The sequence below is a fragment of the Amycolatopsis sp. lyj-108 genome, from assembly GCF_046549005.1.
Classification (GTDB): Bacteria; Actinomycetota; Actinomycetes; order Mycobacteriales; family Pseudonocardiaceae; genus Amycolatopsis.
In genome coordinates this window covers 319962-343808 of the sequence record NZ_JAJPWQ010000011.1, presented here as the reverse complement: position 1 = coordinate 343808, position 23847 = coordinate 319962, and the positions used below count along the sequence as shown (strand labels likewise).

Here is a 23847-nt window from a genome sequence, read left to right as displayed (position 1 = left end):
ACTGGGGGAATGGCCGTACACACGCATGACGACATCGACTGGGCCGATCGGCTTCGATCGCTTCGCATGGCCGAGGCACTCGACGCCGAGCCGATGCGGGCGGTGGCCCGGCGGCTGCTGGAGGGCATGCCGGAGGGGCCGACCATCCTCGACGTCGGCTGCGGCGCGGGTGGGATGAGCGTGCTTTTCGCCGAAGAGCTCGCTTCTGTCGGCGCCAAGATCGTGCTGGTCGACGCGACCGAGCACCTGCTGGCCGAAGCGCACCGGGTCGTCAGTGTGGCCGCGGGGGACAGGGCCGCCGTCGAGACGATCCATGCCGACGTGGCCGACGAAGAGTTGCCCGCCAAGCTTCCTCCCGCCGATCTGGTCTGGGCTTCTCGCGTGGTCCATCACCTGCCCGATCAGCAGGCGGCCATCGGCACCCTCGCCCGGCTCGCCCGCCCCGGCGGGTTGGTCGCCATCGCCGAGGGCGGCTTGGACTTCAATTGTCTTCCCTGGGATCTCGGCATCGGCCGTCCCGGGCTCGAGGAGAAGCTGCTCGCCGCGCGCGGCGAGTGGTTCGCCGAGATGCGGGCAGGAATCCCCGGTGCCGTTTCCATGCCTTACGGCTGGAACATCGCGCTCCAACGGGCCGGTCTCGACGATGTCGATTCCTTCGGCGTCCTCATCCACCATCCGGCGCCCGGGCCGGAGTTGCTGAGTGAGTTCGTCCTCGAGCGAGTGACCTGGCTGAACGACGTTGCAGGCGACCGCCTCGACGCCGAAGACCACGAGACCGTGGCAGCGTTGGTTGATCCGGCGGACCCCGCCTTCCTCGGTGCACGCCGGGATCTGTTCCTGTTGGGGGCGAAAACGGTCCATTGTGGACGGCGATCGTGAGTGATCAGCCCGGCTGCTCCTTGTGCGGCCGGATCCGCGGAGTCGACGAGGAGCCCGCGCAGACGCTCGCCTGGGTTTCCACCCGTGAGAAGAACGTCATGCGCTGGATGTGCCCTGCCTGCGCTCGCCGCCACACCCGTGACATCGAGGGAAAGCTGCCCGACGAGTACTGGTGAGGCACTCAGGCGGCGTCGATCCGGCCGATCGTGAGGACCTTCGGCCGCGGTGTCCGTGCCGCTTCCCCGAACGCTCTGACGAGCTCGGCCGCGACTTCCATCGGGACCTTCTTCAGCTGATCGATGGTGCAGCGGACCAAGACGGTTCCGGTCGCGGTCAGCGCCAGCGGGTGGAAATTCGCGGCACCCTCTTTCGGGGCGCGGAACTGCCACGCCAGACCGATGTCGTCCCACCAGGCATCGGCAGAGCCGATGGGACGCCCTCGTCTGTCGCAGAGCGTCGTGTTCCACGCCGGCGAGGGCAGTGGGCAGCCGCTGAGGACCTTTTTCGCCAGCCCATGCGCGTAGGTCTCTTCGGGATCGACGCGCCGCAGAGCCGCTCGGACCGCAGCCGAACCTCGCCGGTTACCGGAATCGAGCTCCTCGCTGAGTTCTTCGAGCGTGCACAGACCCCAGTACAGGGGTAGCGAGATCAGCTCGTCGATTCGCGCGGGATCGAGCTCCAGCCGGGCCAGATCGAGTGCGGCCCGGGCCGGCGGGGCGAACGGGACGCCGTCGATCAAGGTCGGCGGCGGCATTCGCGTGGTTCTTCGGGGCAGCATGCCGGGCTCCGCCGGGACGCGCCGATAGTCGGGGACAAGGAGATGAACCTCCCGTGTTCCCTGGCAGTCGACGCCTCGTGCGCGCAGCGCGTCGGCACCCGTCACCACCACGTCCGGCCCGAACCGTGCGACAGCGGCTTGTAGCAGCTGAAGCCGGGTGGGCGCGGAGTCGCGTAACAGGATCACACCCGGCATCAGCCTTCGCCAAGGACCGCCCGGCCCACAGAGCTTCGCGGCGTAACGCGCGGTGACGCCCGCCTTCCGCAGCTCGCGGTTGGTGATGATCCCGGATTCGCTGGTGTTACTGAGCGCCATGAGTCGGGCGCTTCGTGTAGTGGCCATGAATCGAGGATGACCGCTGGGCCGACCGGGTGGAACCACTTCCGCGAAGTTGTGGACAACTCGCCCGGCCGAACCTGATTTCGGCTCAGTCGCGCCGTTCCCTGTGGATAACTTCTCAGGCCGCGAAGCCCGGCTGCCACCGTTCGACGATCGCGCGAGCGGGGATCTCCGCGTCGAGCTGACAGAGGATGCCGGTCGATCCGGCGGTCACCCGGTGGATCATCAGATACTCGGGTGGCAGATTGAGGGAGCGGCCGATCCGGAAATCCCGGCCGCGGGTGTCGCCGACCCGGCCTGCCTGCCGCTGCATCCAACGGCGCGTGAAGTGGAACGTGTCGCCCGCCAGCGGTTCGGTGAACGGCGCCAGGTACGCGAGTACGTCATCGGCCTGCAGATCCGCGTCGACCCGGATGAAGCCGGACTCCCTGAGCAGCCGCATGAGCTTCGCGGACTCGCCGTCGAGCGCCAGCCTGGTCATCTCGCCGAGGTGCTGCGGAATCCCCTCGGGCAGCCGGGACACGCCACCGAAGTCGATGACGCACAACCTGCCGTCGGCGGTCAGCATGAAGTTGCCGGGATGCGGGTCCGAATGCAGGAGCCGGGCGCGTTCCGGCGACGAATAGTGGAACTCGGTGAGCAGGCGGCCGGCGCGGTCTCGCGTCTCCTTGTCGCCGCCGGCGATGATCTTCGACAGCGGGGTGCCGGTGACCCACTCCGTGACGATGACCTTCGGAGCGCTGGCGACCACGCGAGGGATCAGGAACCCGGAGACGCCTTCGAACGCCCTCACAAAAGCACGCTGGTTCTGGGCTTCCGCCTGGTAGTCGAGTTCTTCGTTCATCCGCTCGGCGAGTTCCGCCAGGAGCGGTTTCACTTCGGTTCCCGGCACGAAGGCCTGGAACAGCCTGCTGAAACGCTGGAGCTGTCGAAGGTCGCTCCGCAGGGCGTCGTCGGCTCCGGGGTACTGCACCTTGACGGCGACTTCGCGGCCGTCGTGCCAGGTCGCGCGGTGGACTTGGCCGATACTCGCGGACGCGGCCGGTTCGTCGTCGAAGGCGGCGAACCGCTGCTTCCACGTGCGTCCCAGCTGCTCAGCCAGCACCCGATGGGTCTGCCGGGTGGGCATGGGCGGCGCGGCTGCTTGCAGCTTCGTCAGAGCCTCGCGGTAGGGCTTGGCCATCTCGTCCGGCACCGCGGCCTCGAAGACGCTCAGCGCCTGGCCGAACTTCATCGCGCCGCCCTTGAGCGTGCCCAGGACCTCGAAGAGCTGCTCCGCAGCCTTGGCGGACAGCGTCGCGTTGACCTCTTCGGCGCTTTGCCCGGTCAGCCGCCTGCCCCAGCCGCCGACCGCCCGCCCCGCTATGCCGAGCGGGATACTGGCCAGCTTCGCCGTTCGCGCGGCCCCGTTGCGGGGGATGGCGGCTTCACGGTCCTCGGCGTTGCGGGAGTCGGTCACCTTCGCGATTCTGCCTTGATTCACTCCGCCCGCGCAGCCTGTTGGGGGAGTGTGTGTGGGCTACGTCGCTCGGCGTATCACCGAGCGCCACAACCACATCCGGTGTGCGGCGGCCAGTCGCGATGGCGGATCGCCCCGTCGAAGAAGTCGATCTCGAGGGTGGCGTTCCACGCGGGCGGCGCCTGATCGGCGGGGGAGAGAAGCCGGAGGGCTTGTGCCGAGGCCAGTGCGGCGCACGCATGCACGGCGCCCAGGTCCGGCTGTTGCACGCGTCCCGCGAGCTGGGTCGCCACCCTCGGCCAGGAATCGTCGCGGGCAGCGCGATGCAGATCGGCGCAGCGCAGACAGCTGCTGCGACCGGGCACCACCAGCGGTCCGACGATGCCGATCCCGTCCCGGACGCGCACCGGCAGGTGACTGACCCCGTCACGGACGAGTTCGTCGACCACTTCGGGGGCCGGTACGACCGCGTCGGTGAGCAGGACGAGCTCAGGTTGACGGTCCGAGTAGAGCCGGGTGGTCGACGTGTCCGCACCGGCGCGGCGCACCACCTGCGCCATCGCATCCCGGCGCGGCATGCCGACCTCGGCTTCGGTGTAGCCCGAGCCCAGATCGCGTTCGCGAACCGTGCCCGACGCCCGGATGTCGATATGCCCGACCCCGCCGTTGGCGAGCAGGACGGCGATGGCCACGGCCAGCCTGCCGTCACCGTGGATCGCCACCGCGGCGCGTTTGCGGCGTGCCGTCATGGCCGCTTGGTGATGGCGGGCACGGAGCGACCAGAGCCCTGTCTCCGCCCTCGGCCTCGGATGTCGCCGAGGCTGCCCCGCGTCGGTCAAGAGCCCGCGGGCCATCAGATCGGTCATCAGGTCCCGCAGCTGTTCGTCGTGTTCGCTTTGCGCGAGCACGATGTCGTCCACGGCTCGCGTGCCGTCCAGTTCGCGGAGTGCTTCGGCCACCTCGGAGGCGACCCCGGCGAGCACCACCGCGTGTGCGGGGTCGAGGCCGATCTGAAGCTCGCCGCTTCCCCGTTCCAGCACCTCCAGGCCGGGAAGCAGGGCCGGGAAGGCGGGCAGGATGATCGATCGCAGATCCGGTTCGCGCAGGTTCATGATCGCAGGATCGCACCGGCCCGCTAACCGCCCGCTAAGAAAAACGCGAGTTATCCACAGGTTGACCCCGTTGTGGACAACTCGAGGCTGTGACCTTTCGGCCCTCGGAGTTGTCGGTGACTGGCCTTACCGTGGTCGAGTGGTCGAAGCACGGACGCCCTCACTGAGGGGCCGGGACACGACGAATCCGTCGGACACTCCCGAACACAAGGTCGAGGTACGGCGTAGCCAACGCCGTCACCGGACCGTCACCGCGTACTGGGACGAGGACACCCTCGTCGTGCTGATCCCTGCCCGGATGACCCGGGCAGAGGAGAAGCACTGGGTAGCCGAGATGCAGCGCAAACTGCTGCGCAAGGGCCCGCGGCAGGCCTCGCCGCCGAAGGCCTCCGACGAGGCGCTGCTGGCGCGCTGCGCCGTGCTCTCGGCGAAGTATCTGGACGGAAAGGCGATACCCGCGAGCGTTCGCTGGGTGCCGCCGATGCGGACGAGGTGGGCGTCCTGCACGCCGGTCGACGCGACGATCAGGGTCAGTGATCGCCTGCGCCGAGTGCCGGGATGGGTGCTGGACTACGTCCTCGTGCACGAACTCGCGCATCTGAAGGAACCAGGGCACAACGCGGCGTTCTGGGAGCTCGTTCGCCGTTATCCCAAGACCGAACGCGCCATCGGCTACCTGGAGGGTCTGTCCTCCGCCGCCGGTTGGGGCATCGCGGCGGAGGACTGACGTGCCTCAGCTGTTGTCTTCGTCGTCCTTGGGCTTGTTCTTCTCGCGCTCGGTGCGTTCGATCTCGGCGATCGGGTCGATGCCTTCCAGCGTCGACTCGCCGTCGCCGAGACGTTCGGAGAAGTCGAGCGGCTCGTCGAGGTCCTCGGCGGTCGGCATGAGGTCCGGGTGGGACCAGAGGCCGTCCCGCTTCTCGATGCCGTGCTGCTCGCCGACGAGCTTCCACAGCGAGGAAGCCGCCCGCATCCGCCTGGGCCGGAGCTCGAGGCCCACCAAGGTGGCGAAGGTCTGCTCCGCCGGGCCGCCTGTGGCCCGGCGGCGGCGCAGCGTCTCCCGGAGCGCGTCCGCGCCCGGAAGGCGGTCGCCGATCGCCTCGGCGACCACGACGTCGACCCAGCCTTCGACCAGCGCGAGCAGGGTCTCCAGGCGGTTCAGCGCCGCCTTCTGCTCGGGCGAGGTCTGGGGTTCGAGCAGGCCGGAGGACATGGCTTCTTCGATGCTGGCCGGGTTCGACGGGTCGATCTGGCCCGCGAGCTGTTCCAGCGCCGAGGTGTCGACGGAGATACCGCTCGCGAACTCCTCGACGGTGGCCAGCAGTCGCTGCCGCAGCCAGGGAACGTGGGCGAACAGCCGCTGGTGGGCGGCCTCGCGCGCGGCGATGAAGACCAGCACCTCGCTGGTCGGCAGCTCCAGGCCCTCGGTGAACTTCTCGATGTTCGCCGGCAGCAGCGCGGAGGTGGCCGCGGGGCCGAGCGGGAGACCGACTTCGGTGGAGGTGAGCACTTCGGAAGCCAACTGAGCCAGGGCGTTACCGAGCTGGGAGCCGAAGGCCATCCCGCCCATCTGCCCCATCATCGAGAGGAGCGGGCCGGCGGCCTGCTTGGCCTCCTCGGGCAGGGCCTGGACCCACGCGCCCGAGACCTGCTGGGCGACGGGGTCGCAGAGGCGCTGCCAAGTGGGCAGGGTCTTCTCGACCCAGGTGCGCGCGGACCATGCGACGGTCGACGTTGCTCCGGCGGGCAGGATCGTCGCGGCGTCGAGCCACAGCTCTGCCAGGTGGGCGGCATCACGGACGGCCGTGCTCGAATCGCCGCCGCTGGATGACGAAAAGCCGAGCTTGACGTCGCTGTCGTCACTACTGCTGAGGTTCTGCAACGCGATCTGTTTCGCCAGGTCATAGTTGACCGGTCCGGTCGAGCTGCCGGCCTGGCTGAGCATCTGGCCCAGCTGGCTGAGCATCTGACCGAGCTGATTGAAGGCCTCGGCGCCGGAGGGCTGGCCGCCGGAGTCCGACGGCTCGTTCTCGCCTCGTTTGTCGGGATCGGGCGGTCCGAAGCCGAACGGGGGTTTGCTCATGGCACCACCGTACGCGGGTCATGGGATCCAGAGCTCGTCAAGTGGAGTGATGAGCGTGGCCTTCACCGAGAAGCGAACACAGTCACCGTACGCTGTCACGCGTGACAGAGCCCTCGGAGCAGACCACAGCAGCGCGGAGCCGTGCGGGCTCCGCGAGTGACCAGGACCGCTCCGAGCGGCGACTGACCCGGCGCGGTTGGACGCTGCTGGTCAGCGGGGCGTTGTTCGTCGCCTTCGCGCTGGTCGGGTTCTTCATCCCGGTGCCGTACGTGGCGATCAGCCCCGGACCGACCTACGACACGCTCGGCAAGGACGCCGCCGGACAGTCCGTGATCCAGGTCAACGGGCACGAGATCTTCCAGACCTCCGGCGAACTGCGGATGACGACCGTCTCCCTGCGCGATGGCGGCATCACGCTGTTCAACGCGCTCGGGCTCTGGGCGAGTGGCCGGTACGCGCTGGCGCCACGCGAGGAGTATTTCAAGCCGGGCGAAACCAACGAGCAGGTCCGCCAGGAGAACATCCAGCAGCTGCAGGACTCGCAGACCGCTGCTCAGGTCGCCGCGTTGCGCCGCAAGTCACCGGTGAAGGTGCTCGCGAAGACGATCGTCTCCGGCAGCCCGGCCGACAAGGTGCTCGCTCCGGGGGACCGGCTCTTGGTGGTCAACGGGCAGACGGTCAAGGAAGCGACTGACGTGCGTGCCGCGCTGAACGGGACGAAGCCCGGACAGACCGTCCAGATCACTTTCAAGTCCGATGGGCAAGCCGAACGCACCGTGCCGCTCACGCTCGCGCAGCGGCCCGACGGCCCGGAAGGCTTCATGGGCCTGACGGCAGTGGACCGCGCCGATGTCCCCTTCGATGTGAAGATCTCGCTGCAGGACGTCGGCGGCCCGTCGGCGGGCCTGATGTTCGCGCTCGCGATCGTCGACAAGATGGAGCCCGGCGACCTCGCCGGTGGCAGGCATATCGCCGGGACGGGCGAGATCTCGGAGAAGGGCGTCGTCGGTGCGATCGGCGGCATCTCGTTCAAGGTGGTCGGCGCCCGCGAGGCCGGCGCCACCGACTTCCTCGTGCCCGCGCACAACTGCGCCGAGGCGAAGACCGCCGCGCCCGATGGCCTGAACCTGATCAAGGTGGCCACGCTGGACGAGGCGATCGCGCAGCTCGAGAACCTCAAGGCGGGACGGCCCACCGCCTCCTGCTGACCGCCGGGGGAGCAAGGGACCTTTGCTATCGCCCGGCTTGCCTCCTGAGGCCGGCGATAGCAAAGGTCCCTTGCTCTCTTTCGCAGGTCAGGGCAGAAAAGTCGCCCTGAGGGCTTCGAGCAGGTTGGGAGCCAACTCCGGGTTCTCGATGATCTCGTCGACAGGGACATCACCGGGCTCTTCGGACTGCCCGGCACCGCGAAGCCGCATGACGCACGCTCCGGCGCCATCCCGCAGGACAGCGGCGACGAGCCGGGCTTCGGTACGGCGCGGGTGGTCGGCGGCCGCTTGACGCAGGCGTTCGGCATCGGTCTCGGGAACGACCGGAAGCTCGGCTTCGGCGTCCGGCGGCAGCACGATGATCTCCTGCGCGAGCGCGCATCCCAGCACCAGATCGGGCCACGCGATCTGCGCCAGCGCTTCACCGAGGTCACCCTCCGGCAACGCCTCCTGGGCGACCGGCGTCAGCGGGGCCGACGTGTCGAGCTGACCGGCCAGTTCGGGTTGTTCGTCCAGCAGTGCCGCGGTAGGGACCAGCGCGAACAACTGCGGCGGCTGATCCCATCCTCCGGAGGCGACGAACTCCTCGACTTCGCGGGCCAGGCCGGCCACGCCCTGCTGCTCACTCGATGCCATTGGCACATCGTTCCAGGCGGCCGGAGCGGCGGCCTTTCGAGTCCGGTTTGGGCGGGTTCCGGGAACTTCCGACGGCATCCGTAGAGTTAGAGCATCAGGGGCCGCACGCGGTACGCGCGCCCCAGCGAAAAGTTCACCAAACCAGGAGCGTGTGCAGTGGCCACTCGGCCCCCCGTGAGCCTGCCGAAGCTGTCCCGGCGCAGCCGGATACTGCTCATCATCGCCGCCGTAGTCATTTTGGCCCTCCTGCTGGGCGCGAGACTGCTGGACACCTATGTCGACTGGTTGTGGTTCGGCGAGGTCGGCGCCCGGACGGTTTTCAGCACGGTGTTGATCACCCGTGTCATCTTGTTCTTCGCCGTCGGGATCCTGGTGGGAGGCTCGCTCGCGGTCAGTTTGATGATCGCGTACCGGGCCAGGCCTGTCTTCGTGCCGATTTCCGGCAACGACGACCCGCTCGCGCGCTACCGGTCGGCGATCGTCGGCCGGATCCGGCTGTTCGGCATCGGTATCCCGGTGCTCACCGGGCTCATCGCCGGCGCGTCCGCGCAGAGCGACTGGCAGGTCGTGCAGCTGTTCCTGAACGGCACACCGTTCGGCCAGACCGATCCCGAATTCGGCAACGACGTCGGCTTCTACGCCTTCGACCTGCCGTTCTACAACTGGATCCTGGGCTGGCTGTTCATCTCGGTCGTCATCGCGTTCTTCGGCGCGCTGATCTCCCACTACATCTTCGGCGGCATCCGGCTCGCGGGTAAGGGTGGCCAGCTCGCCGGCCCGACCCGCGCCCAGCTCGCCATCACCATCGGCATCTTCGTGCTGCTGAAGGCTGTCGAGTACTTCTTCGACCGCTACAACCTGCTGCTCTCGGATCGGGGAGCGCCGCTGTTCGTCGGTGCGACCTACACCGACCTGAACGCGGTCCTGCCCGCGAAGCTGATCCTTCTGTGTATCTCGGTGATCTGCGCCGTCGCGTTCTTCGCCGGTGCGTTCCTTCGCAACCTGCAGCTGCCCGCGATCGCGTTGGTGCTGCTGATCCTGTCGAACGTCCTCGTCGGCGTCGCGTGGCCCGCCGTGCTCGACCAGTTCTCCGTGAAGCCCAACGCGAACGAGAAGGAATCCGCGTCGATCCAGCGCAACATGGACGCGACCCGTCAGGCGTTCGGCCTGACCAACGTCGAGTACAAGGACTACACCGGCAAGTCCGAGGCGACCTCCGCAGAGATCAAGGCGGACAAGGGGACCGTCCCGAACATCCGGTTGCTCGACCCGAACGTCCTCAGCGACACCTTCACCCAGCGCGTCGGCCGTGAAAACTTCTACGGCTTCCCGTCCAAGCTGGACATCGACCGCTACACCCTCAACGGTGTCACGCAGGACTACATCGTCGCCGCCAAGGAGATCAAGACCGAAGGTCTCACCGGCAACCAGACGAACTGGATCAACAAGCACCTCGTCTACACGCACGGAAACGGCTTCGTCGCCGCGCCGGCCAACACGATCGACCGCGCGCTGAAGGACGCCAACTCCGACGGCGGCTACCCGATCGCCACCACCAGCGACACCCAGAACCCGGCAGGCGCCGGCTCGACCGACCCGAACAAGCCGGGAATCAAGGTGGACGAGCCTCGCATCTACTACGGCGAGCTCGCGACCGACGCCGCGTACGCGATTGTCGGAGGCAAGGCAGGGCAGGCGCCCGGCGAATACGACACCGCCGTCGACCGCGCCTACATCTACAAGGGCTCCGGTGGTGTGCCGATCGACAACTGGTTCAACCGGTTGGTCTTCGCCGCCGAGTACGGAGAGCGGAACATTCTCTTCTCCGACGCCATCGGCGACGGATCCAAGATCATGTTCAACCGCGAACCCCGGGATCGGGTCGCCAAGATCGCCCCGTGGCTGACCCTCGACGGTGACCCGTACCCGGCGGTCGTCGACGGCAAGATCAAGTGGATCGTCGACGGCTACACGACGATGAACAACTTCCCGTACGCCCAGCAGACCCAGCTCGGCCAGGCGACCAACGACTCGCTCAGTGGCACTACCCGCCAGGCCAATGCCTCGATCAACTACATCCGCAACTCGGTCAAGGCCACCGTCGACGCGTTCGACGGCACCGTCACCCTGTACGGCGTCGAGGACAACGAACCGGTGCTCAACGCCTGGAAGAAGGTCTTCCCGGGTCTGGTCAAGCCGAGCAGCGAGATCTCTCCGGATCTGCGGTCGCACTTCCGCTACCCCGAAGACCTCTTCAAGGTGCAGCGGGAACTCCTCTCGAAGTACCACGTGAACAACCCCGCGGAGTTCTACGCTCAGCAGGCCTTCTGGAGCGTTCCGCAGGACCCGACGCAGGAAGGCGGCGTGAACGCGTCGGCCTCCGGGATCGCCAACCAGCCCGGCTACTACGTCCTGGCGACCGCGCCGGGCGACACCAAGTCGCGGTTCCAGCTCACCAGTTCGCTGACCGGTCTCCAACGGCAGTACCTGGCGGCGTGGATGTCGGTGTCTTCGGATCCCGAAGACTACGGGCGAATGCGGGTCCTGAGACTGCCCACAGGGGCGAGTGGCTCAACCCAGGTCGACGGGCCGGTCCAGGTCCAGAACAGATTCCAAAGTGACCCGCGGGTCGCGCAGGACCGGACACTGTTCAACAACCCGAACGTCACCGTCACCTACGGAAACCTGATCACGCTGCCCGTCGCCAACGGTTTCCTCTACGTGGAACCGGTCTACATCCGGCAACGGAACCAGCTGAGCTATCCGCAGCTGGCCCGCGTCCTGGTCTCCTACGGCACCAAGATCGGTTTCGCGCCGACACTGAACGAAGCGCTCGACCAGGTCTTCGGTGCGGGCACCGGCTCCGGGGTCAAACCGCCGCAGAGCGGTGAAACGCCGGGGCCCACGGCTCCGCCGCCGGGCACGACGACACCGCAGCCGCCCGCCAGCGGCAACCCGGCGCTCGACAAGGCCGCGGGCGACATGCACGACGCCTGGGTCAAGTTCCGCGCCGCCCAGCAATCCGGCAACTACGCCGACCAGGGTGCCGCCCTGGCCGCCCTCGAAGCAGCTTCCAAGGCTTACGAGTCGGCCAAGGCCAGCCCGCCGGCGACCGGTGCGCCGCCGACCTCCGGCCAGCCCGGAGGGTGACGTCGGTTACCTAAAGGGCACCTGCTTTGCGCCTGCTGGAAACACAGGCGTAAGGTAGGTGCTACGACGCGGGGTGGAGCAGCTCGGTAGCTCGCTGGGCTCATAACCCAGAGGTCGCAGGTTCAAATCCTGTCCCCGCTACAGAGGAAAGAGGCCCGTGTTCGCGGAAAGCGCGAACACGGGCCTCTTTCGTATTTCACCCGGGGGGTCGAACCCCCGGGCCCCCGCCAGGAGGGCTCCGCCCCCTGGACCCCCGGGCGTCCGGTTGCGCAGGTGCCCGAGGTAGCGGGGGACCTTTGGTATCCCCGGGGGAGCGGGGGACCTTTGCTATCGCGTGGGGGCGGCGACCCAGCAGGCGTAGCCGTCCGGGCGGTACAGGACGGCCTCAGTGGAGGGCCACGGCAGGTCGGTGACGAGCTGCACGGTCAGGCGCGGCGAGTGGGCCCGGGCGGCGTCGACGTGGGCCTGAGTGGTCGTCAGGAGCACGAAGTCGCCGGTGTGGAAGAGCGTGCTCGGGCGCAGCGGGCCGGCCTCTGTGGCGACGTCCTGGTCGTTGAGCCGCGCGCCGAGTGCCGGGTGTGCCGTCCCGTAGGTCGGGTAGCGGATCCCGAGACCCGAGACCATGCCCGCCAGGTACCGGTTCACCTCGGGCAGCTTGGTCAGTTCAGCGAAAAAGTCCCGAAGCGCGCGAGACTCGTGAGACCGCGGAGTCAGCCCCAGCTGGGCGGCGACGTTGTGCAGTACCTGGGCGCCGACAGGGTGCCGTTCGGCCTCGTACGTGTCCAGCAGGTCGTCACCGGCCCAGCCGCGCACTGTCGCGGCGAGCTTCCAGCCCAGGTTCATGGCGTCCTGTACGCCGAGGTTCAACCCCTGGCCGCCGGCCGGGAAGTGGATGTGCGCGGCATCGCCCGCCAGCAGCACCCGCCCGACGCGGTAGTGCTCCGCCTGCCGCGCGGCGTCGGAGAACTGTGACGCCCATCGGATTTCCGACACGGTCGCGGAGTCGCCGTACGAGTCGAGCAGTGCCTGCCTGACTTCGTCGTGGGAGATGGCCGACCGGATGTCCGCTGGCCGCGAGGCCCGGTCGCCGTACACGAAGCGGTAGAGACCGGGTTCTCCCAACGGAATCAGGCCCTTGAACGTGGTCGCGCCGGTCGGCTGCCCGATGTTCCGCATCGTTCGCCACTGTTTTTGCGCGCCGTCAGGGGTTTTGTCGAACAGGACGTCCGCGACCACGCCGAAGCCTTCACCGTCCACGCCGGGGAAGTCGACGCCGAGTCCTTTGCGTACAACGCTTCGAGAGCCGTCGCAGCCGACGAGGAACTTCGCGTCCAGTCGGTTTTCGCCACTGTCTGTTCGGTACCGGACAGAAACAGAGTCCTTGTCCTGTACGAAATCGATTACTTCGGCGCCCCGGATCACCTTCGTTCCTTGTGTGGCCAGCCGTTCCTCCAGGTACTCCTCGACCTGGGCCTGCGGAATGCCCAGCTGGAAAGGGAATCGAGTGTCCCATCCGTCGTAGTCGACGGGGATCATCGCGAAATGTCCGTCCTGCACCGTCGCGTACGAACGCTCCTCGACGCCGTCCAGAAGTCCGCGCAGCGCCAGCATTTCCGCGGTGCGAGGCTGCACGTTCAGCGCCTTCGACAGTCCTGTGCGTTCGTGAAGCCGTTCCAGTACCACGACATCGACACCGGCGAGCGCGAGTTCGTGGGCCAGCATCAGCCCGGTGGGGCCCGCCCCGGCCACGACCACGTCCGTCCCCAGGTTGTCCATACCACTCCTTAACGTCGTTAAATTGACCTGCGCCCAGCGTGCACTTAACATCGTTAAATTGTCAAGACGTTCTCATTGGAAGAAGGTTGAATGTGGGTCTGACCAGGCAGGACATCGTCCGCACCGGGCTCCGGCTGCTCAACGACGTCGGGCTCAACGGGCTGACGCTCCGCCTGATCGCGCAGGAACTCGGCGTCAAGGCGCCCGCGCTGTACTGGCACGTGAAGAACAAGCAGGAGCTGCTCGACGAGATGGCGACGCTGATGTACGCCGACGCGATGCCGGGCCGGGTGCCGGAAGGCTTGGGGGAGCGGGGCTCGCTGGAGCTGGCATCACGGGGTTTACGCCGGATGATGCTTGCTTACCGTGACGGGGCGAAGGTCTTCTCCGGGACTTTCCTCACCGACGACAGCCTTCTCGGTGACAATCCGTTTCAAGGACGCGTCGACGCGGGGCTCGCTCCACACCTGGCCGGCCGGGCGTTGTTCACCGTCTACAGCTACGTCGTCGGTTTCACCATCGAAGAGCAGGCCGTCTATCCGATTCCGGGCGAACGCGACCCTCGTTACGACACCACGCCCACGGCATGGGTCTTCGATGAGGACGTCGAGGGCAGGTTCAGCGACGGGCTGACCATGGTCCTCGACGGCGTCTTCGGCTGGCTGGATGACAAAGTCGTGCCATAAAGGCAGGTCAAGTACCCTTTGCCGAGTTAAGGGGTACCCCCCTGAAACCGGGTTTCGCCCCCATGTAATCTATTAACACAACGACGCGGGGTGGAGCAGCTCGGTAGCTCGCTGGGCTCATAACCCAGAGGTCGCAGGTTCAAATCCTGTCCCCGCTACAGAGAAAACGAAGCGCGGATCTTGGGCCAGCGCAGATCCGCGCTTCTTCTTTTCCGGTTCCGTGCCCTGTGGTCCCTCCGGGGCGATCACCCGCTGTTGTCGGCCGGGGCAGGGACGTGTGCCGCCGTCCGTGGCCGTCGCCGGTCGCGCAGCGTGTCCGGTCCTTTGTGGACAGGCGTAGTCCGTTGGGCCGAATGAGCGCATATCACTAGCCACAATGGACAGATGTGCTGACCACAGTGGACACAGGTTCCGAAAAGTGGGACCGTAGAGTACGTGTCCGAATTGAATGCAACAGCCGCCGCACTGCTCGGTCTTCTCCACGACGGTCCCGCCACGGGCGGGCAACTGGTCGCGGGGGCGGGTGAGCGTTTCGGCGCCTTCTTCAGCGTGACCCGCAGCCAGGTGTACCGGGAGCTCCCCGCCTTGTCGAAGGAGGGCCTCGTCCGCCTCGGCAAGCAGGGCCCGCGGTCGAGCCAGCAGTACCTCATCACCGCGGCGGGCAAGAAGGCGTTCAAGACGTGGCTGACCTCCGAAGCCGGTCCTGACCACCTCCGCAGTCCACTGATCCTGCGTCTCGTGCACGCCGGTTCGCTGACGGTGAAGCAGCGCTCGGCGCTGCTCGAGTCGGCGCGCGCCAGCTACACCCAGCAGCTCGACGAAGCCAAGGTCGCCACCAAGGCCGCCGACGGCCCCTACGCCAAGGCTGTCGCCGAGTTCGCTCAGGCGCAGGCGAAAGCGGCACTGAAACTGCTGGATTCCATCCCCCAGTCCTGACCCGGACAGGTGCCCACGGCCGGTTCCCCGCAACCGGTCGTGGGTTTTGCCGTAACCTTGGCCGACGTGAGTGATGAGTTCGATGCGGCACTGAAGGACCTGGCCGGCAAGCTGAAGCAGATCGAGTCGGTGATGGACCTGGATGCGCTGCGTGCCCAGGTGGCCGAGCTGGAGGAACAGGCATCCAGCCCGAACCTCTGGGACGACCCGGAAGCGGCGCAGAAGGTCACCAGCCAGTTGTCCCACCGGCAGAGTGAGCTGCGACGCATTTCCGAGCTGCGACAGCGGCTCGACGACCTGGGCGTCCTCTATGAGCTGGCCGAGGCCGAGGGCGACTCCGCCAGTGTGGCCGAGTCCGAGTCCGAGCTCACGGCCCTCACCAAGGACATCGACGGGCTCGAGGTCCGCACCCTGCTGTCGGGTGAATACGACCCGCGGAACGCCGTGGTCACCATCCGGTCCGAAGCGGGCGGCGTCGACGCGGCCGACTGGGCCGAGATGCTGCTCCGGATGTACTTGCGCTGGGCGGAGCGGCACGGCTACCCGACGGACGTCTACGACATCTCCTACGCCGAAGAGGCGGGCATCAAGTCCGCCACGTTCAAGGTGACGGCGCCCTACGTCTACGGCACGCTCTCGGTCGAGCAGGGCACGCACCGGCTGGTGCGCATCTCGCCGTTCGACAACCAGAGCCGCCGCCAGACCTCCTTCGCGCACGTCGAGGTGATGCCCGAGGTCGAGGAGGTCGACCACGTCGACATCCCCGAGAAGGACATCCGTGTCGACGTGTACCGCTCGTCCGGCCCCGGCGGCCAGAGCGTCAACACGACGGACTCGGCGGTGCGGATCACGCACCTCCCGACCGGCGTGGTCGTGTCGTGTCAGAACGAGAAGTCGCAGCTGCAGAACAAGGCGGCCGCGATGAAGGTCCTCCAGGCGCGGCTGCTGCTGCGAAAGAAGGAGGAGGAGCGCGCCGAGATGGACGCGCTCAAGGACGGCGGCTCCAGCTGGGGCAACCAGATGCGCTCCTACGTGCTGCACCCATACCAAATGGTCAAGGACCTGCGGACCGAGTTCGAGGTCGGCAACCCGTCGTCCGTGCTCGACGGCGACATCGACGGTTTCCTCGAGGCGGGCATCCGCTGGCGCAAGCAGTCCGGAGCCGCGTAGCAACCCTGCGTGAGAGAGCAAGGGACCTTTGCTATCACTTTCCGGAAGAGAGTGACAGCAAAGGTCCCTTGCTCGCTTGGCCGCCGGGACCGGGCTACCCGGGCTTAACGGCGGGCATGGGTAGTATGCCGAACCGTGATCCGGCTCGAAGAGGTTTCCAAGGTCTACAAGACCTCGACCCGTCCCGCCCTCGAAAGGGTGTCGGTCGAGATCGACAAAGGTGAGTTCGTCTTCCTGATCGGTCCCTCGGGGTCCGGGAAGTCGACGTTCCTGCGTCTCCTGCTGCGCGAAGAGGTGCCGAGCAAGGGTCGCGTGATGGTCTCCAACTTCGACGTCGCCAAGCTCGCCCGCCGCCGGGTGCCGCGTCTGCGGCAGACCATCGGCTGCGTCTTCCAGGACTTCCGTCTGCTGTCGAACAAGACCGTCGCCGAGAACGTCGCGTTCGCGCTCGAAGTCATCGGCAAGCCGCGCCCCACGATCCGCAAGGTCGTGCCCGAGGTGCTCGAACTCGTCGGCCTCGACGGCAAGGCCGACCGTCTCCCCAACGAACTTTCCGGTGGTGAGCAGCAGCGCGTCGCGATCGCCCGCGCGTTCGTGAACCGCCCGCTCGTGCTGCTCGCCGACGAGCCGACCGGGAACCTGGACCCCGACACCAGCCAGGACATCATGTTGCTGCTGGAGCGGATCAACCGCACCGGCACGACGGTGCTGATGGCCACCCACGACCATTCGATCGTGGACTCGATGCGGCGCAGGGTCGTCGAGCTCCAGCTCGGCAAGGTCATCCGTGACGACGCCCGAGGCGTCTACGGCATCGGCCGCTGACCGGCCCCGCCCTCCTCCGTTACCCACGACTTCCAAGGGACATCAACCCCGATGCGCGCCAGTTTCGTCTTCAGCGAGGTAGTCACCGGCTTGCGCCGGAACGTCACGATGACCATCGCGATGATCCTCACCACCGCGGTCTCCCTCGCCATGCTCGGCTTCGGCCTGCTGGCCGTCGGCACGATCGACAAGATGAAGGCCAACTTCCTCGCCGACGTCGAGGTTTCGGTCTATCTGGTCAACGACATCAGCTCCGGTGACCCGAACTGCTCGCAGTCCGCCTGCCAGGCGCTGCGTCAGGACCTGCAGGGCAACGACGGCGTCGAGTCGGTCGTGTTCGAGAACCGCGAGCAGTCCTACGAGCGGTTCAAGAAGATGTTCGAGAGCCAGCCGGAACTGCTCGCGCTGACCGGGCCGGAGGCGCTGCCCGCGTCGCTGCACGTCAAGCTGAAGAACCCCGAGCGCAGCCAGGCGATCATCCAGGAGTACACCGGCAAACCCGGCGTCAGCAAGGTCGACGACCAGCAGAAGGCACTGGACCGCGTGTTCAACGCGCTCAACGGTGTGCGGAACCTGGCCTTCGGCGCCGCGCTGATCATGGCCATCGCCGCGCTGCTGCTGATCGCCAACACGATCCAGGTGTCGGCGTTCACCCGGCGCACCGAGGTCGGCATCATGCGGCTGGTCGGCGCGACCCGCTGGTACACGCAGCTGCCGTTCCTCCTGGAGGCGGTGGTCGCCGGCCTGGTCGGTGCGATCATCGGCATCGTCTTCCTCGTGCTCACCAAGGTGTTGTTGCTCGACTTGGTGCTCACCGGAGACGTGTTCCCCGCGGTCGGCATGCTCGAATTGCTGTTCCCGGTGGCGCCGATCCTGCTCGCCGTCTCGGTCATCATTTCCGCGATCACCGGCTACGTGACGCTGCGCCTGTACGTGCGCCACTAGCCGCCCCGATAACCACCTGCCCGAACACAGAAACTCACGTAGAGTCGCCGCTATGCCCAAGGAACGTGGACACAAGGTGATCGTGTCGAACCGCAAGGCTCGCCACGATTACTCCATCCTCGATACCTACGAAGCCGGTCTCGTGCTCGTCGGTACCGAGGTGAAGAGCCTGCGTGAAGGACGGGCATCGCTGGCCGACGCGTTCGCCACGGTGGACGACGGCGAGGTCTGGCTGCGCAACGTGCACATCCCGGAGTACGTGCAGGGCACGTGGACGAACCACACGCCGCGCCGCACCCGGAAGCTGCTGTTGCACCGCCAGGAGATCGAGCGGCTCATCGGCAAGACCAAGGAGAGCGGGCTTTCCCTGGTCCCGTTGTCGATGTACTTCAAGGACGGCAAGGTCAAGGTCGAGATCGCGCTGGCCAAGGGCAAGAAGTCCTACGACAAGCGGCAGGACATTTCCAAGCGCGACGCGGAGCGCACCATCAGCCGGGCCTTGGGCCGGGCGCTGAAGGGCCGGTACAACGATTGATCCACGGGCCAGCTTCGGACGCCGAGATCCCTGACTGGATCTCGGCGCTGGGCATCGACGGGCTCGTGGACCTTCACCTGCACTTCCTGCCGAAGCCGGTCATGGACAAGGTGTGGGCCTACTTCGACCAGGCCGAGGAGCACTACGGCATGGCCTGGCCGGTGTACTACCGCACGTCGGAAGAAGAACGCATCGAAACCCTGCGGTCCTTCGGCGTGCGCAAGTTCGCGCCGCTGGTCTATCCGCACAAACCCGGGATGGCCGAATGGCTGACGTCGTGGGCGCTGGAGTTCGCCGAACGCGTCCCGGACGCCGTGCCGACGGGCACGTTCTACCCGGAGCCCTCGGCATTGTCCGTTGTGGACGGTGCGCTGCGGGCGGGTGCGCGCTGTTTCAAGGCGCACGTCCAGGTCGGCGCCTACGACCCGCGTGACGAGCTGCTGGACGGCGTCTGGGGCGCGCTGGCGGACGCCGGTGTCCCCGTGGTCGTCCACTGTGGACACGGTCCGTTGAAGGGTGCCTACACCGGGCTACGGTTGTTCGAAGAGATCCTGGTGCGGCATCCGGAGCTGACGCTGGTCCTGGCACACGCGGGTATGCCGGAGATCGACTTCGCGTTCGAGCTGGCCAGGAAGTATCCGCGCGTGTACCTCGACACCACGATGGTCGGCGTGGAGTTCACCTCGCGCGGTAACCCGCTCCCGCCGGACTGGGCCGACCTGCTGGCGGAGTTCCCGGATCGCGTCGTGCTCGGCACCGACTTCCCCAACATCCCGTACTCCTACGCCACACAGCTGCAGGCGATCGCCGGCTGGGCAGCCGACGATCGCCTGGGTGAGCCGTTCCTGCGGGCGGTGCTGCACGACACCCCCGCCAAACTGCTCAGCGTTTGAGCTGTGCCACCTCGGTGACCGAGACGGCGCGGCCGAGCAGCCGCGTCCCCAGTTCCGTGACCGGGATCTGCTTGCCCGCCAAAAGGAATCCGCCCGTCGCCAGCGCCACCCACGGCACCGGGCCCTGCGCGAGACCGTCGCTCAGCGGGGCGAAACCGTGCGCGGCGAGACCGAGCAGGCCTCCGGCGATCGCCAGGCCTGCCACAACCAGCTGAGGCGTGTGCGCTGTCGAGGCCGGGCCGGAGCTCTGTGTTTCGAACCGGGCGAACATCCGCAGCAGGCCGAGGAGCACCAGCCCGCAGGCGCCGAGCCAGGCCGGGACCATCGTCAGCCACAGCACGGAACCCGGTTCGGGAGTCTCGTAACCCAGGCCGTAGACCGCGACACCGGAGACGACGATCAGTGCCGGCATGTGCCACAGGTAGACACTCATGAACCGCGGGCCGATCCACTTCAAGGCGGCGTCGAGATTCGGCCGGGCGGCGAGTGCGTTCAGCTGCGGTTTGAAGGCCAGCAGGAGCCCGATCTGGCCGATCGCGAGGAAGGCCAGCAGCACGGTCGGCGGGCTCATGTTCGACACCGGGGCGCCCGGCATGCCGATCATGCTGGCCGGATACGGACCGAAAGCGACCATCAGCGCGGTGATACCGAAACCGGCGCCCGCCATGCCCAGCGCGGCGCGGCGGCCGAGCGAACCGAGCCGGCCTCGGGTGTAGTGGAAACCGAGCTGGTGCACGGCCATCCAGACGAAGATCGCGTTCGCGAAACCGATCAGGCCGAGGTCGTTGAAGCGGGCGACGTCGACGAGGACGGCGGCGGCGAGCATCACGAGCGGGACCTTGAGACCCCAGCGCCGGTGCGCGGCGGCCATCAGCGGGGTGAGCAGCACGGTGAGCACGTAAACGGCCAGGAACCACAGCAGCTGCGCGGCGATCGCGCCACCCACCTGCAACGGCTGCTCCGGAATGCCCATCCCGCGCAGGATGTCCGGGACGAACAGCCAGACGGCCACCAGCGGCAGCACCGGGATCATCAGCCGCTTGAGCCGGGCCGCGAGCCAGGAGCGGGAACTTTCCGCGCGGCTCAGCGAGATCAGGTTCGCCGCGCCGCCCGCGAAGAAGACCAGCGGCATGACCTGACTGAGCCAGGTGATGACCCACCAGCCGGGCGTCGCGAGTGCGTTCCCGGTCGAGAGATGGCCGTCGGCGTACGAGAGCACCGGCATTCCCCAGTGCTGAACGACGACCGCGAGGATCGCGACCGCTCGGACGATGTCCAGGAACCTGTCCCGGCCCTGTTTCTGGCTCGTGTGCATGGAAAAGAGCCTGGTGCTTCAGGGCCGCGAAAACAGCGGTGCGGGCCGCCGTATCGATCTTCCTGTTTTCGCCCTCGGAAGGTGGAGTTTTCCCTACCCCACGCCATCCGGTTCGGGCTCGGGCCGCGGCGCGGGCTCCGGGACCGGGGCGGAGCACAGCCGGAATTCCCAGCAGTCGTCCTCGGCGCGGCCGAGTTCGTACCGGGTCTCGATCTTCGGCCCGTCGTGCAGATGGACGTGCTTGAGGACGGTGCCCGCGACCGGTTCGGTGTCACCGAGTTCCTGGACGCGGCCGTCGAGGGGTCCGCCGAAGAAGCGGACGCTGTGGGAGGGCCTGCCGGTCATGGGTCCTCCTCGGTTCGGCTCGTCGCTCACCAACAGTCTGCCCATGTTAGGTGAGTGACGGGTTCGCCACCAAGAGCTACTCGGGCTGCTTCGTGGGGCCGCCCGGGAAGTGATAGCAAAGGTCCCTTGCTCTCTTTTCCCAGGTCAGCGACCCAAGTAAGTGAGCACCGCGCGGACCCGGCGATGTTCCACCGAACTCGCTTCGAGGCCGAGCTTCGCGAAGATGTTGCCGATGTGCTTCTCGACCGCGCCGTGCGAGACGACGAGCGAGTTCGCGATCGCGGTGTTCGACAGGCCCTGCGCCATCAGCCCCAGCACCTCGGACTCGCGGGCCGTGAGCGCGTCGAGGGGGTTCTTGCGGCCTCGTGCCATCAGCTGGGCGATGACGTCCGGGTCGATGGCCGTACCGCCGCCGGCGACCCGCTTGACCGCGTCGAGGAAGTCCCCGACGTCCGCGACGCGTTCCTTGAGCAGGTAACCGACTCCGCCCGCGCCTCCGGACAGCAGCTCGACGGCGTAGCTCTCCTCGACGTACTGGGAAAGCACGAGAACCGGCAGACCCGGGATGACCTCGCGGGCGCCCAGCGCCGCGCGCAGGCCCTCGTCCGTGAAGGTGGGCGGCATCCGCACATCGACGATCGCGAGATCCGGCCGGTGCTCCTTGACCGCCCGCAGCAGGTCGTCACCGTTGTCCACGGCCGCGACGGTCTCGATGTTCTCGTCGGCGAGGAGGCGGATCACCCCCGCGCGCAACAGAACCGCGTCTTCGGCGATGACAACCCGCATGCTGCCCCCAGCGTCGTGAGTGAATGGCAGAGCCTATTCACTCACGAGCTGGTCACCATTGGCACGGCAGGTCCGCACGAATCACCGTCGGACCGCCGGGCGGGCTGACGACGGTGATCACACCGTCGATCGTGGCCGCCCGGTCGGCGAGCCCCGCTAGGCCGCCACCTGGCCGGACTTCGGCGCCACCGTGCCCGTTGTCGGTGATCTCGACGATGACCATCGAGTCGGTGCGCCACACCTTCACACCCGCTTCGGTCGCTCCCGAATGCTTCGCGATGTTCGTCAGCGTCTCGCCGACGATGAAGTACGCCGTCGACTCGACCGCCGCCGGCGGCCTCGGCTCGACGTTCACTTCGACATCGACGTGGATCGGCGACTTCGCGGCCTGTGCGGACAAGGCGGCGTCGAGGCCGCGGTCGCCGAGCACGGCCGGGTAGATCCCTCGGGCGAGATCGCGCAATTCCGATACCGCGAGCTTGGCGTCGAGGTGCGCTTCGTCGATCAACTCGCGTACGGCGTCCGGGTCGTTGTCGAACTTCGACTTCGCGCGGCCCAGACTCATCGCGACGGCGACCAGGCGCTGCTGTGCGCCGTCGTGCAGGTCACGTTCGATACGGCGGCGTTCGGCCTCGGCGGCGTCGACCCCTCGTGCCCGCGACGACTGCAACCGTTCGGCCTTCTGCTCCAGCCGCCGCGTGCGGTTCGGGCCGAGCAGCGAGTACGCCAGGTTGCCGTGCAGCCAGCCGAGCCACGGGGTGACCCAGATCGCCATCGGCAGCAGCACGATCGACGCGATCGCGATCGGGAGCTCCAAACAGGCCAGCGGGAACGCCGCCATCAGGTAGGCGAGGTCGCGCCACGTCGTCGCGTCGGTCAGCCGGGTCAGCCACCGCTTGACCAGCGGAAGCCCCTCGACGGGGAGCCGCTCGATCGGTCCCAGTGGAGTCTCGAGCATCGTCCGCGCCCAGCCCCGCTCCCGGTCGGCGGACCAGCGGATGAAGTTGGTCGTGGCCATGAGGATCGGGAAGCCGACCCACACCACCGCCGTCGCGATGCCGACCGCCAGGCCCACGACGATCAAAACGAACTGAAGCAGCCGGAACACGAAGCTGACGATCATGTAGACGATCGACCGCAACGGTCGCGGCCGAGGAATCCCCACCTGCTGTACCTGCTGGTCGATCGTCATCCGTGAACCTCGCCCCATGAATCCTCCAGACGGCGGCGCTGGGCGCGGGTCGGCCCGAGCAGCGCCGTCGCCAGCCGGGCATGCGAGCCCGCCAGCGCCTTCGTCAACGCTACCGACAGGGCGATGCACAGCACTCCGAGAGCGGCCCAAGGCAGCGCCGAGACCGTCGAATCGACGGTGAACCAGGCGTTTTCCCAGGTCGGGAAGCGGTACTCGCCGCCAGGCAGGAAGCGGTAGTAGATCGGCAGGCCCGCGAGGCCGAGACTGGTCGACCAGAACACCGTGACCAGCACGAACTCGATGATCCCGAGCGGGAAGAGCAGGAAGAAATAGCCGAGGTCGCGCCACGTCGAGGCGTCCTTCAGCCGCGCCTTCCACCGCACGGTCTGGCCCGCGTCGGGCAACGGCAGGTACGGCAGGTCGATGTAGCGATCGAGCAGCGCGTACACCCTGGCACGCTCCATTCGGGCCGCCCCGCGGACCGACAGGATCACCAGCGCGAGGATCGGCAACCCGATCCAGACGACCGCCGTGCCGATGCCCACCCAGAAGAACGACATCAGGAGCGCGAACGCCACAATGCCCATCGGCAGGTTCATCAGCAGGTAGACCAGCGAGCCGCCGAACGACGGATCGGACCTGCTCAGCTCCCGCTCGGCCGCTAGCGCACTCATGGTCGTGCTCCTCTCTGGTGCGAGGAGACCAGCATCTTCCCTCAGGCGGGGCAGGCGACATGGTGCCCGCGGGCATCTCCCCGGTGGGGCTAGCCCCACCTGCGGGAATAACCCGGTTGCCGTCC

At 67.4% G+C, this 23847-nt stretch carries 23 protein-coding genes and 2 tRNA genes; 14 read left to right on the top strand and 11 right to left on the bottom strand.

What is annotated here, in order from left to right; genetic code table 11:
• The first annotated feature begins 9 nt into the window (after positions 1-9).
• Positions 10-879 (top strand): class I SAM-dependent methyltransferase, encoded by an 870-nt coding sequence (locus ACLJO0_RS33965; protein ID WP_410583112.1) that lies wholly within the window; start codon positions 10-12, stop codon positions 877-879.
• Complete coding sequence (locus ACLJO0_RS33960; RefSeq protein WP_410583110.1) at positions 876-1055, top strand: hypothetical protein; 180 nt, start codon at positions 876-878, stop codon at positions 1053-1055. Before ACLJO0_RS33965 ends, ACLJO0_RS33960 begins: the two co-directional genes overlap by 4 nt.
• A gap of 5 nt (positions 1056-1060) precedes the next feature.
• Here the strand turns inward: ACLJO0_RS33960 and ACLJO0_RS33955 are convergent, their stop codons facing one another.
• The 3 genes from ACLJO0_RS33955 to ACLJO0_RS33945 form a co-directional block, all read right to left on the bottom strand.
• Entirely contained in the window at positions 1061-1972 is a 912-nt protein-coding gene (locus tag ACLJO0_RS33955) for a hypothetical protein (RefSeq protein WP_410583109.1), read from the bottom strand.
• A gap of 142 nt (positions 1973-2114) precedes the next feature.
• Positions 2115-3455: an ABC1 kinase family protein gene (locus ACLJO0_RS33950; protein WP_410583108.1), complete on the bottom strand. Its 1341-nt coding sequence runs from the start codon at positions 3453-3455 to the stop codon at positions 2115-2117.
• 77 nt (positions 3456-3532) lie between these two features.
• Positions 3533-4567, bottom strand: coding sequence for a hypothetical protein (locus ACLJO0_RS33945; protein ID WP_410583107.1), 1035 nt, complete (start codon positions 4565-4567; stop codon positions 3533-3535).
• Between the two features lie 163 nt (positions 4568-4730).
• Here ACLJO0_RS33945 and ACLJO0_RS33940 point away from each other — a divergent pair, with 163 nt between their 5' ends.
• Entirely contained in the window at positions 4731-5294 is a 564-nt protein-coding gene (locus ACLJO0_RS33940) for a M48 family metallopeptidase (protein ID WP_125789290.1), read from the top strand.
• A 6-nt stretch (positions 5295-5300) separates the two neighbouring features.
• Here ACLJO0_RS33940 and ACLJO0_RS33935 read toward each other — a convergent pair whose 3' ends face one another.
• Positions 5301-6650 carry a zinc-dependent metalloprotease gene (locus tag ACLJO0_RS33935; RefSeq protein ID WP_410583105.1) on the bottom strand — a complete coding sequence of 450 codons (1350 nt, stop codon included), beginning with the start codon at positions 6648-6650 and terminating at the stop codon, positions 5301-5303.
• A gap of 203 nt (positions 6651-6853) precedes the next feature.
• Between ACLJO0_RS33935 and ACLJO0_RS33930 the strand changes: the two genes are divergently transcribed.
• On the top strand, positions 6854-7858 hold the full coding sequence (locus tag ACLJO0_RS33930) for a PDZ domain-containing protein (protein ID WP_199749237.1): 1005 nt from the start codon (positions 6854-6856) through the stop codon (positions 7856-7858).
• 87 nt (positions 7859-7945) lie between these two features.
• Here the strand turns inward: ACLJO0_RS33930 and ACLJO0_RS33925 are convergent, their stop codons facing one another.
• Positions 7946-8494, bottom strand: a complete 549-nt coding sequence (locus tag ACLJO0_RS33925) for a PPA1309 family protein (RefSeq protein ID WP_125797477.1) — start codon at positions 8492-8494, stop codon at positions 7946-7948.
• Between the two features lie 156 nt (positions 8495-8650).
• Between ACLJO0_RS33925 and ACLJO0_RS33920 the strand changes: the two genes are divergently transcribed.
• Positions 8651-11644 carry a UPF0182 family protein gene (locus ACLJO0_RS33920; protein ID WP_410583103.1) on the top strand — a complete coding sequence of 998 codons (2994 nt, stop codon included), beginning with the start codon at positions 8651-8653 and terminating at the stop codon, positions 11642-11644.
• A 67-nt stretch (positions 11645-11711) separates the two neighbouring features.
• Positions 11712-11785, top strand: a tRNA-Met gene (locus ACLJO0_RS33915).
• Between the two features lie 186 nt (positions 11786-11971).
• On the opposite strand, the gene ACLJO0_RS33910 is transcribed toward ACLJO0_RS33915, so the two are convergent.
• Positions 11972-13420, bottom strand: a complete 1449-nt coding sequence (locus ACLJO0_RS33910; protein WP_410583102.1) for an FAD-dependent monooxygenase — start codon at positions 13418-13420, stop codon at positions 11972-11974.
• A 92-nt stretch (positions 13421-13512) separates the two neighbouring features.
• Here ACLJO0_RS33910 and ACLJO0_RS33905 point away from each other — a divergent pair, with 92 nt between their 5' ends.
• The 8 genes from ACLJO0_RS33905 to ACLJO0_RS33870 all read left to right on the top strand — a co-directional run bounded on the left by ACLJO0_RS33905 (position 13513) and on the right by ACLJO0_RS33870 (position 19410).
• Entirely contained in the window at positions 13513-14106 is a 594-nt protein-coding gene (locus tag ACLJO0_RS33905) for a TetR family transcriptional regulator (protein WP_410583101.1), read from the top strand.
• An 84-nt stretch (positions 14107-14190) separates the two neighbouring features.
• A tRNA-Met gene (locus tag ACLJO0_RS33900) sits at positions 14191-14264 on the top strand.
• 277 nt (positions 14265-14541) lie between these two features.
• Positions 14542-15042, top strand: a complete 501-nt coding sequence (locus ACLJO0_RS33895) for a PadR family transcriptional regulator (protein ID WP_125789207.1) — start codon at positions 14542-14544, stop codon at positions 15040-15042.
• A 66-nt stretch (positions 15043-15108) separates the two neighbouring features.
• Positions 15109-16212: a peptide chain release factor 2 gene (prfB, locus tag ACLJO0_RS33890; protein WP_125797472.1), complete on the top strand. Its 1104-nt coding sequence runs from the start codon at positions 15109-15111 to the stop codon at positions 16210-16212.
• A 135-nt stretch (positions 16213-16347) separates the two neighbouring features.
• Positions 16348-17037 carry a cell division ATP-binding protein FtsE gene (ftsE, locus tag ACLJO0_RS33885; RefSeq protein WP_005168409.1) on the top strand — a complete coding sequence of 230 codons (690 nt, stop codon included), beginning with the start codon at positions 16348-16350 and terminating at the stop codon, positions 17035-17037.
• 51 nt (positions 17038-17088) lie between these two features.
• Entirely contained in the window at positions 17089-17982 is an 894-nt protein-coding gene (gene ftsX / locus ACLJO0_RS33880) for a permease-like cell division protein FtsX (RefSeq protein ID WP_125797471.1), read from the top strand.
• A gap of 52 nt (positions 17983-18034) precedes the next feature.
• Positions 18035-18517 (top strand): SsrA-binding protein SmpB, encoded by a 483-nt coding sequence (gene smpB / locus ACLJO0_RS33875; RefSeq protein ID WP_061981176.1) that lies wholly within the window; start codon positions 18035-18037, stop codon positions 18515-18517.
• A complete protein-coding gene (locus tag ACLJO0_RS33870) occupies positions 18514-19410 on the top strand; it encodes an amidohydrolase family protein (protein ID WP_410583099.1) in 897 nt (298 codons plus the stop codon). The genes smpB and ACLJO0_RS33870 overlap by 4 nt, the downstream gene beginning before the upstream one ends.
• Here ACLJO0_RS33870 and ACLJO0_RS33865 read toward each other — a convergent pair.
• From ACLJO0_RS33865 to ACLJO0_RS33845, 5 genes are all read right to left on the bottom strand, one after another.
• Positions 19400-20725, bottom strand: coding sequence for an acyltransferase family protein (locus ACLJO0_RS33865; protein ID WP_410583097.1), 1326 nt, complete (start codon positions 20723-20725; stop codon positions 19400-19402). The two genes, ACLJO0_RS33870 and ACLJO0_RS33865, sit on opposite strands and share 11 nt — an antisense overlap.
• Before the next feature lie 93 nt (positions 20726-20818).
• On the bottom strand, positions 20819-21070 hold the full coding sequence (locus ACLJO0_RS33860; RefSeq protein WP_410583095.1) for a hypothetical protein: 252 nt from the start codon (positions 21068-21070) through the stop codon (positions 20819-20821).
• A 144-nt stretch (positions 21071-21214) separates the two neighbouring features.
• Complete coding sequence (locus tag ACLJO0_RS33855; protein WP_125797467.1) at positions 21215-21856, bottom strand: response regulator transcription factor; 642 nt, start codon at positions 21854-21856, stop codon at positions 21215-21217.
• A gap of 52 nt (positions 21857-21908) precedes the next feature.
• Positions 21909-23048, bottom strand: a complete 1140-nt coding sequence (locus tag ACLJO0_RS33850) for a sensor histidine kinase (protein WP_410583093.1) — start codon at positions 23046-23048, stop codon at positions 21909-21911.
• On the bottom strand, positions 23045-23722 hold the full coding sequence (locus ACLJO0_RS33845) for a sensor domain-containing protein (RefSeq protein ID WP_125797465.1): 678 nt from the start codon (positions 23720-23722) through the stop codon (positions 23045-23047). The genes ACLJO0_RS33850 and ACLJO0_RS33845 overlap by 4 nt, the downstream gene beginning before the upstream one ends.
• Between the last annotated feature and the right edge of the window lie 125 nt (positions 23723-23847).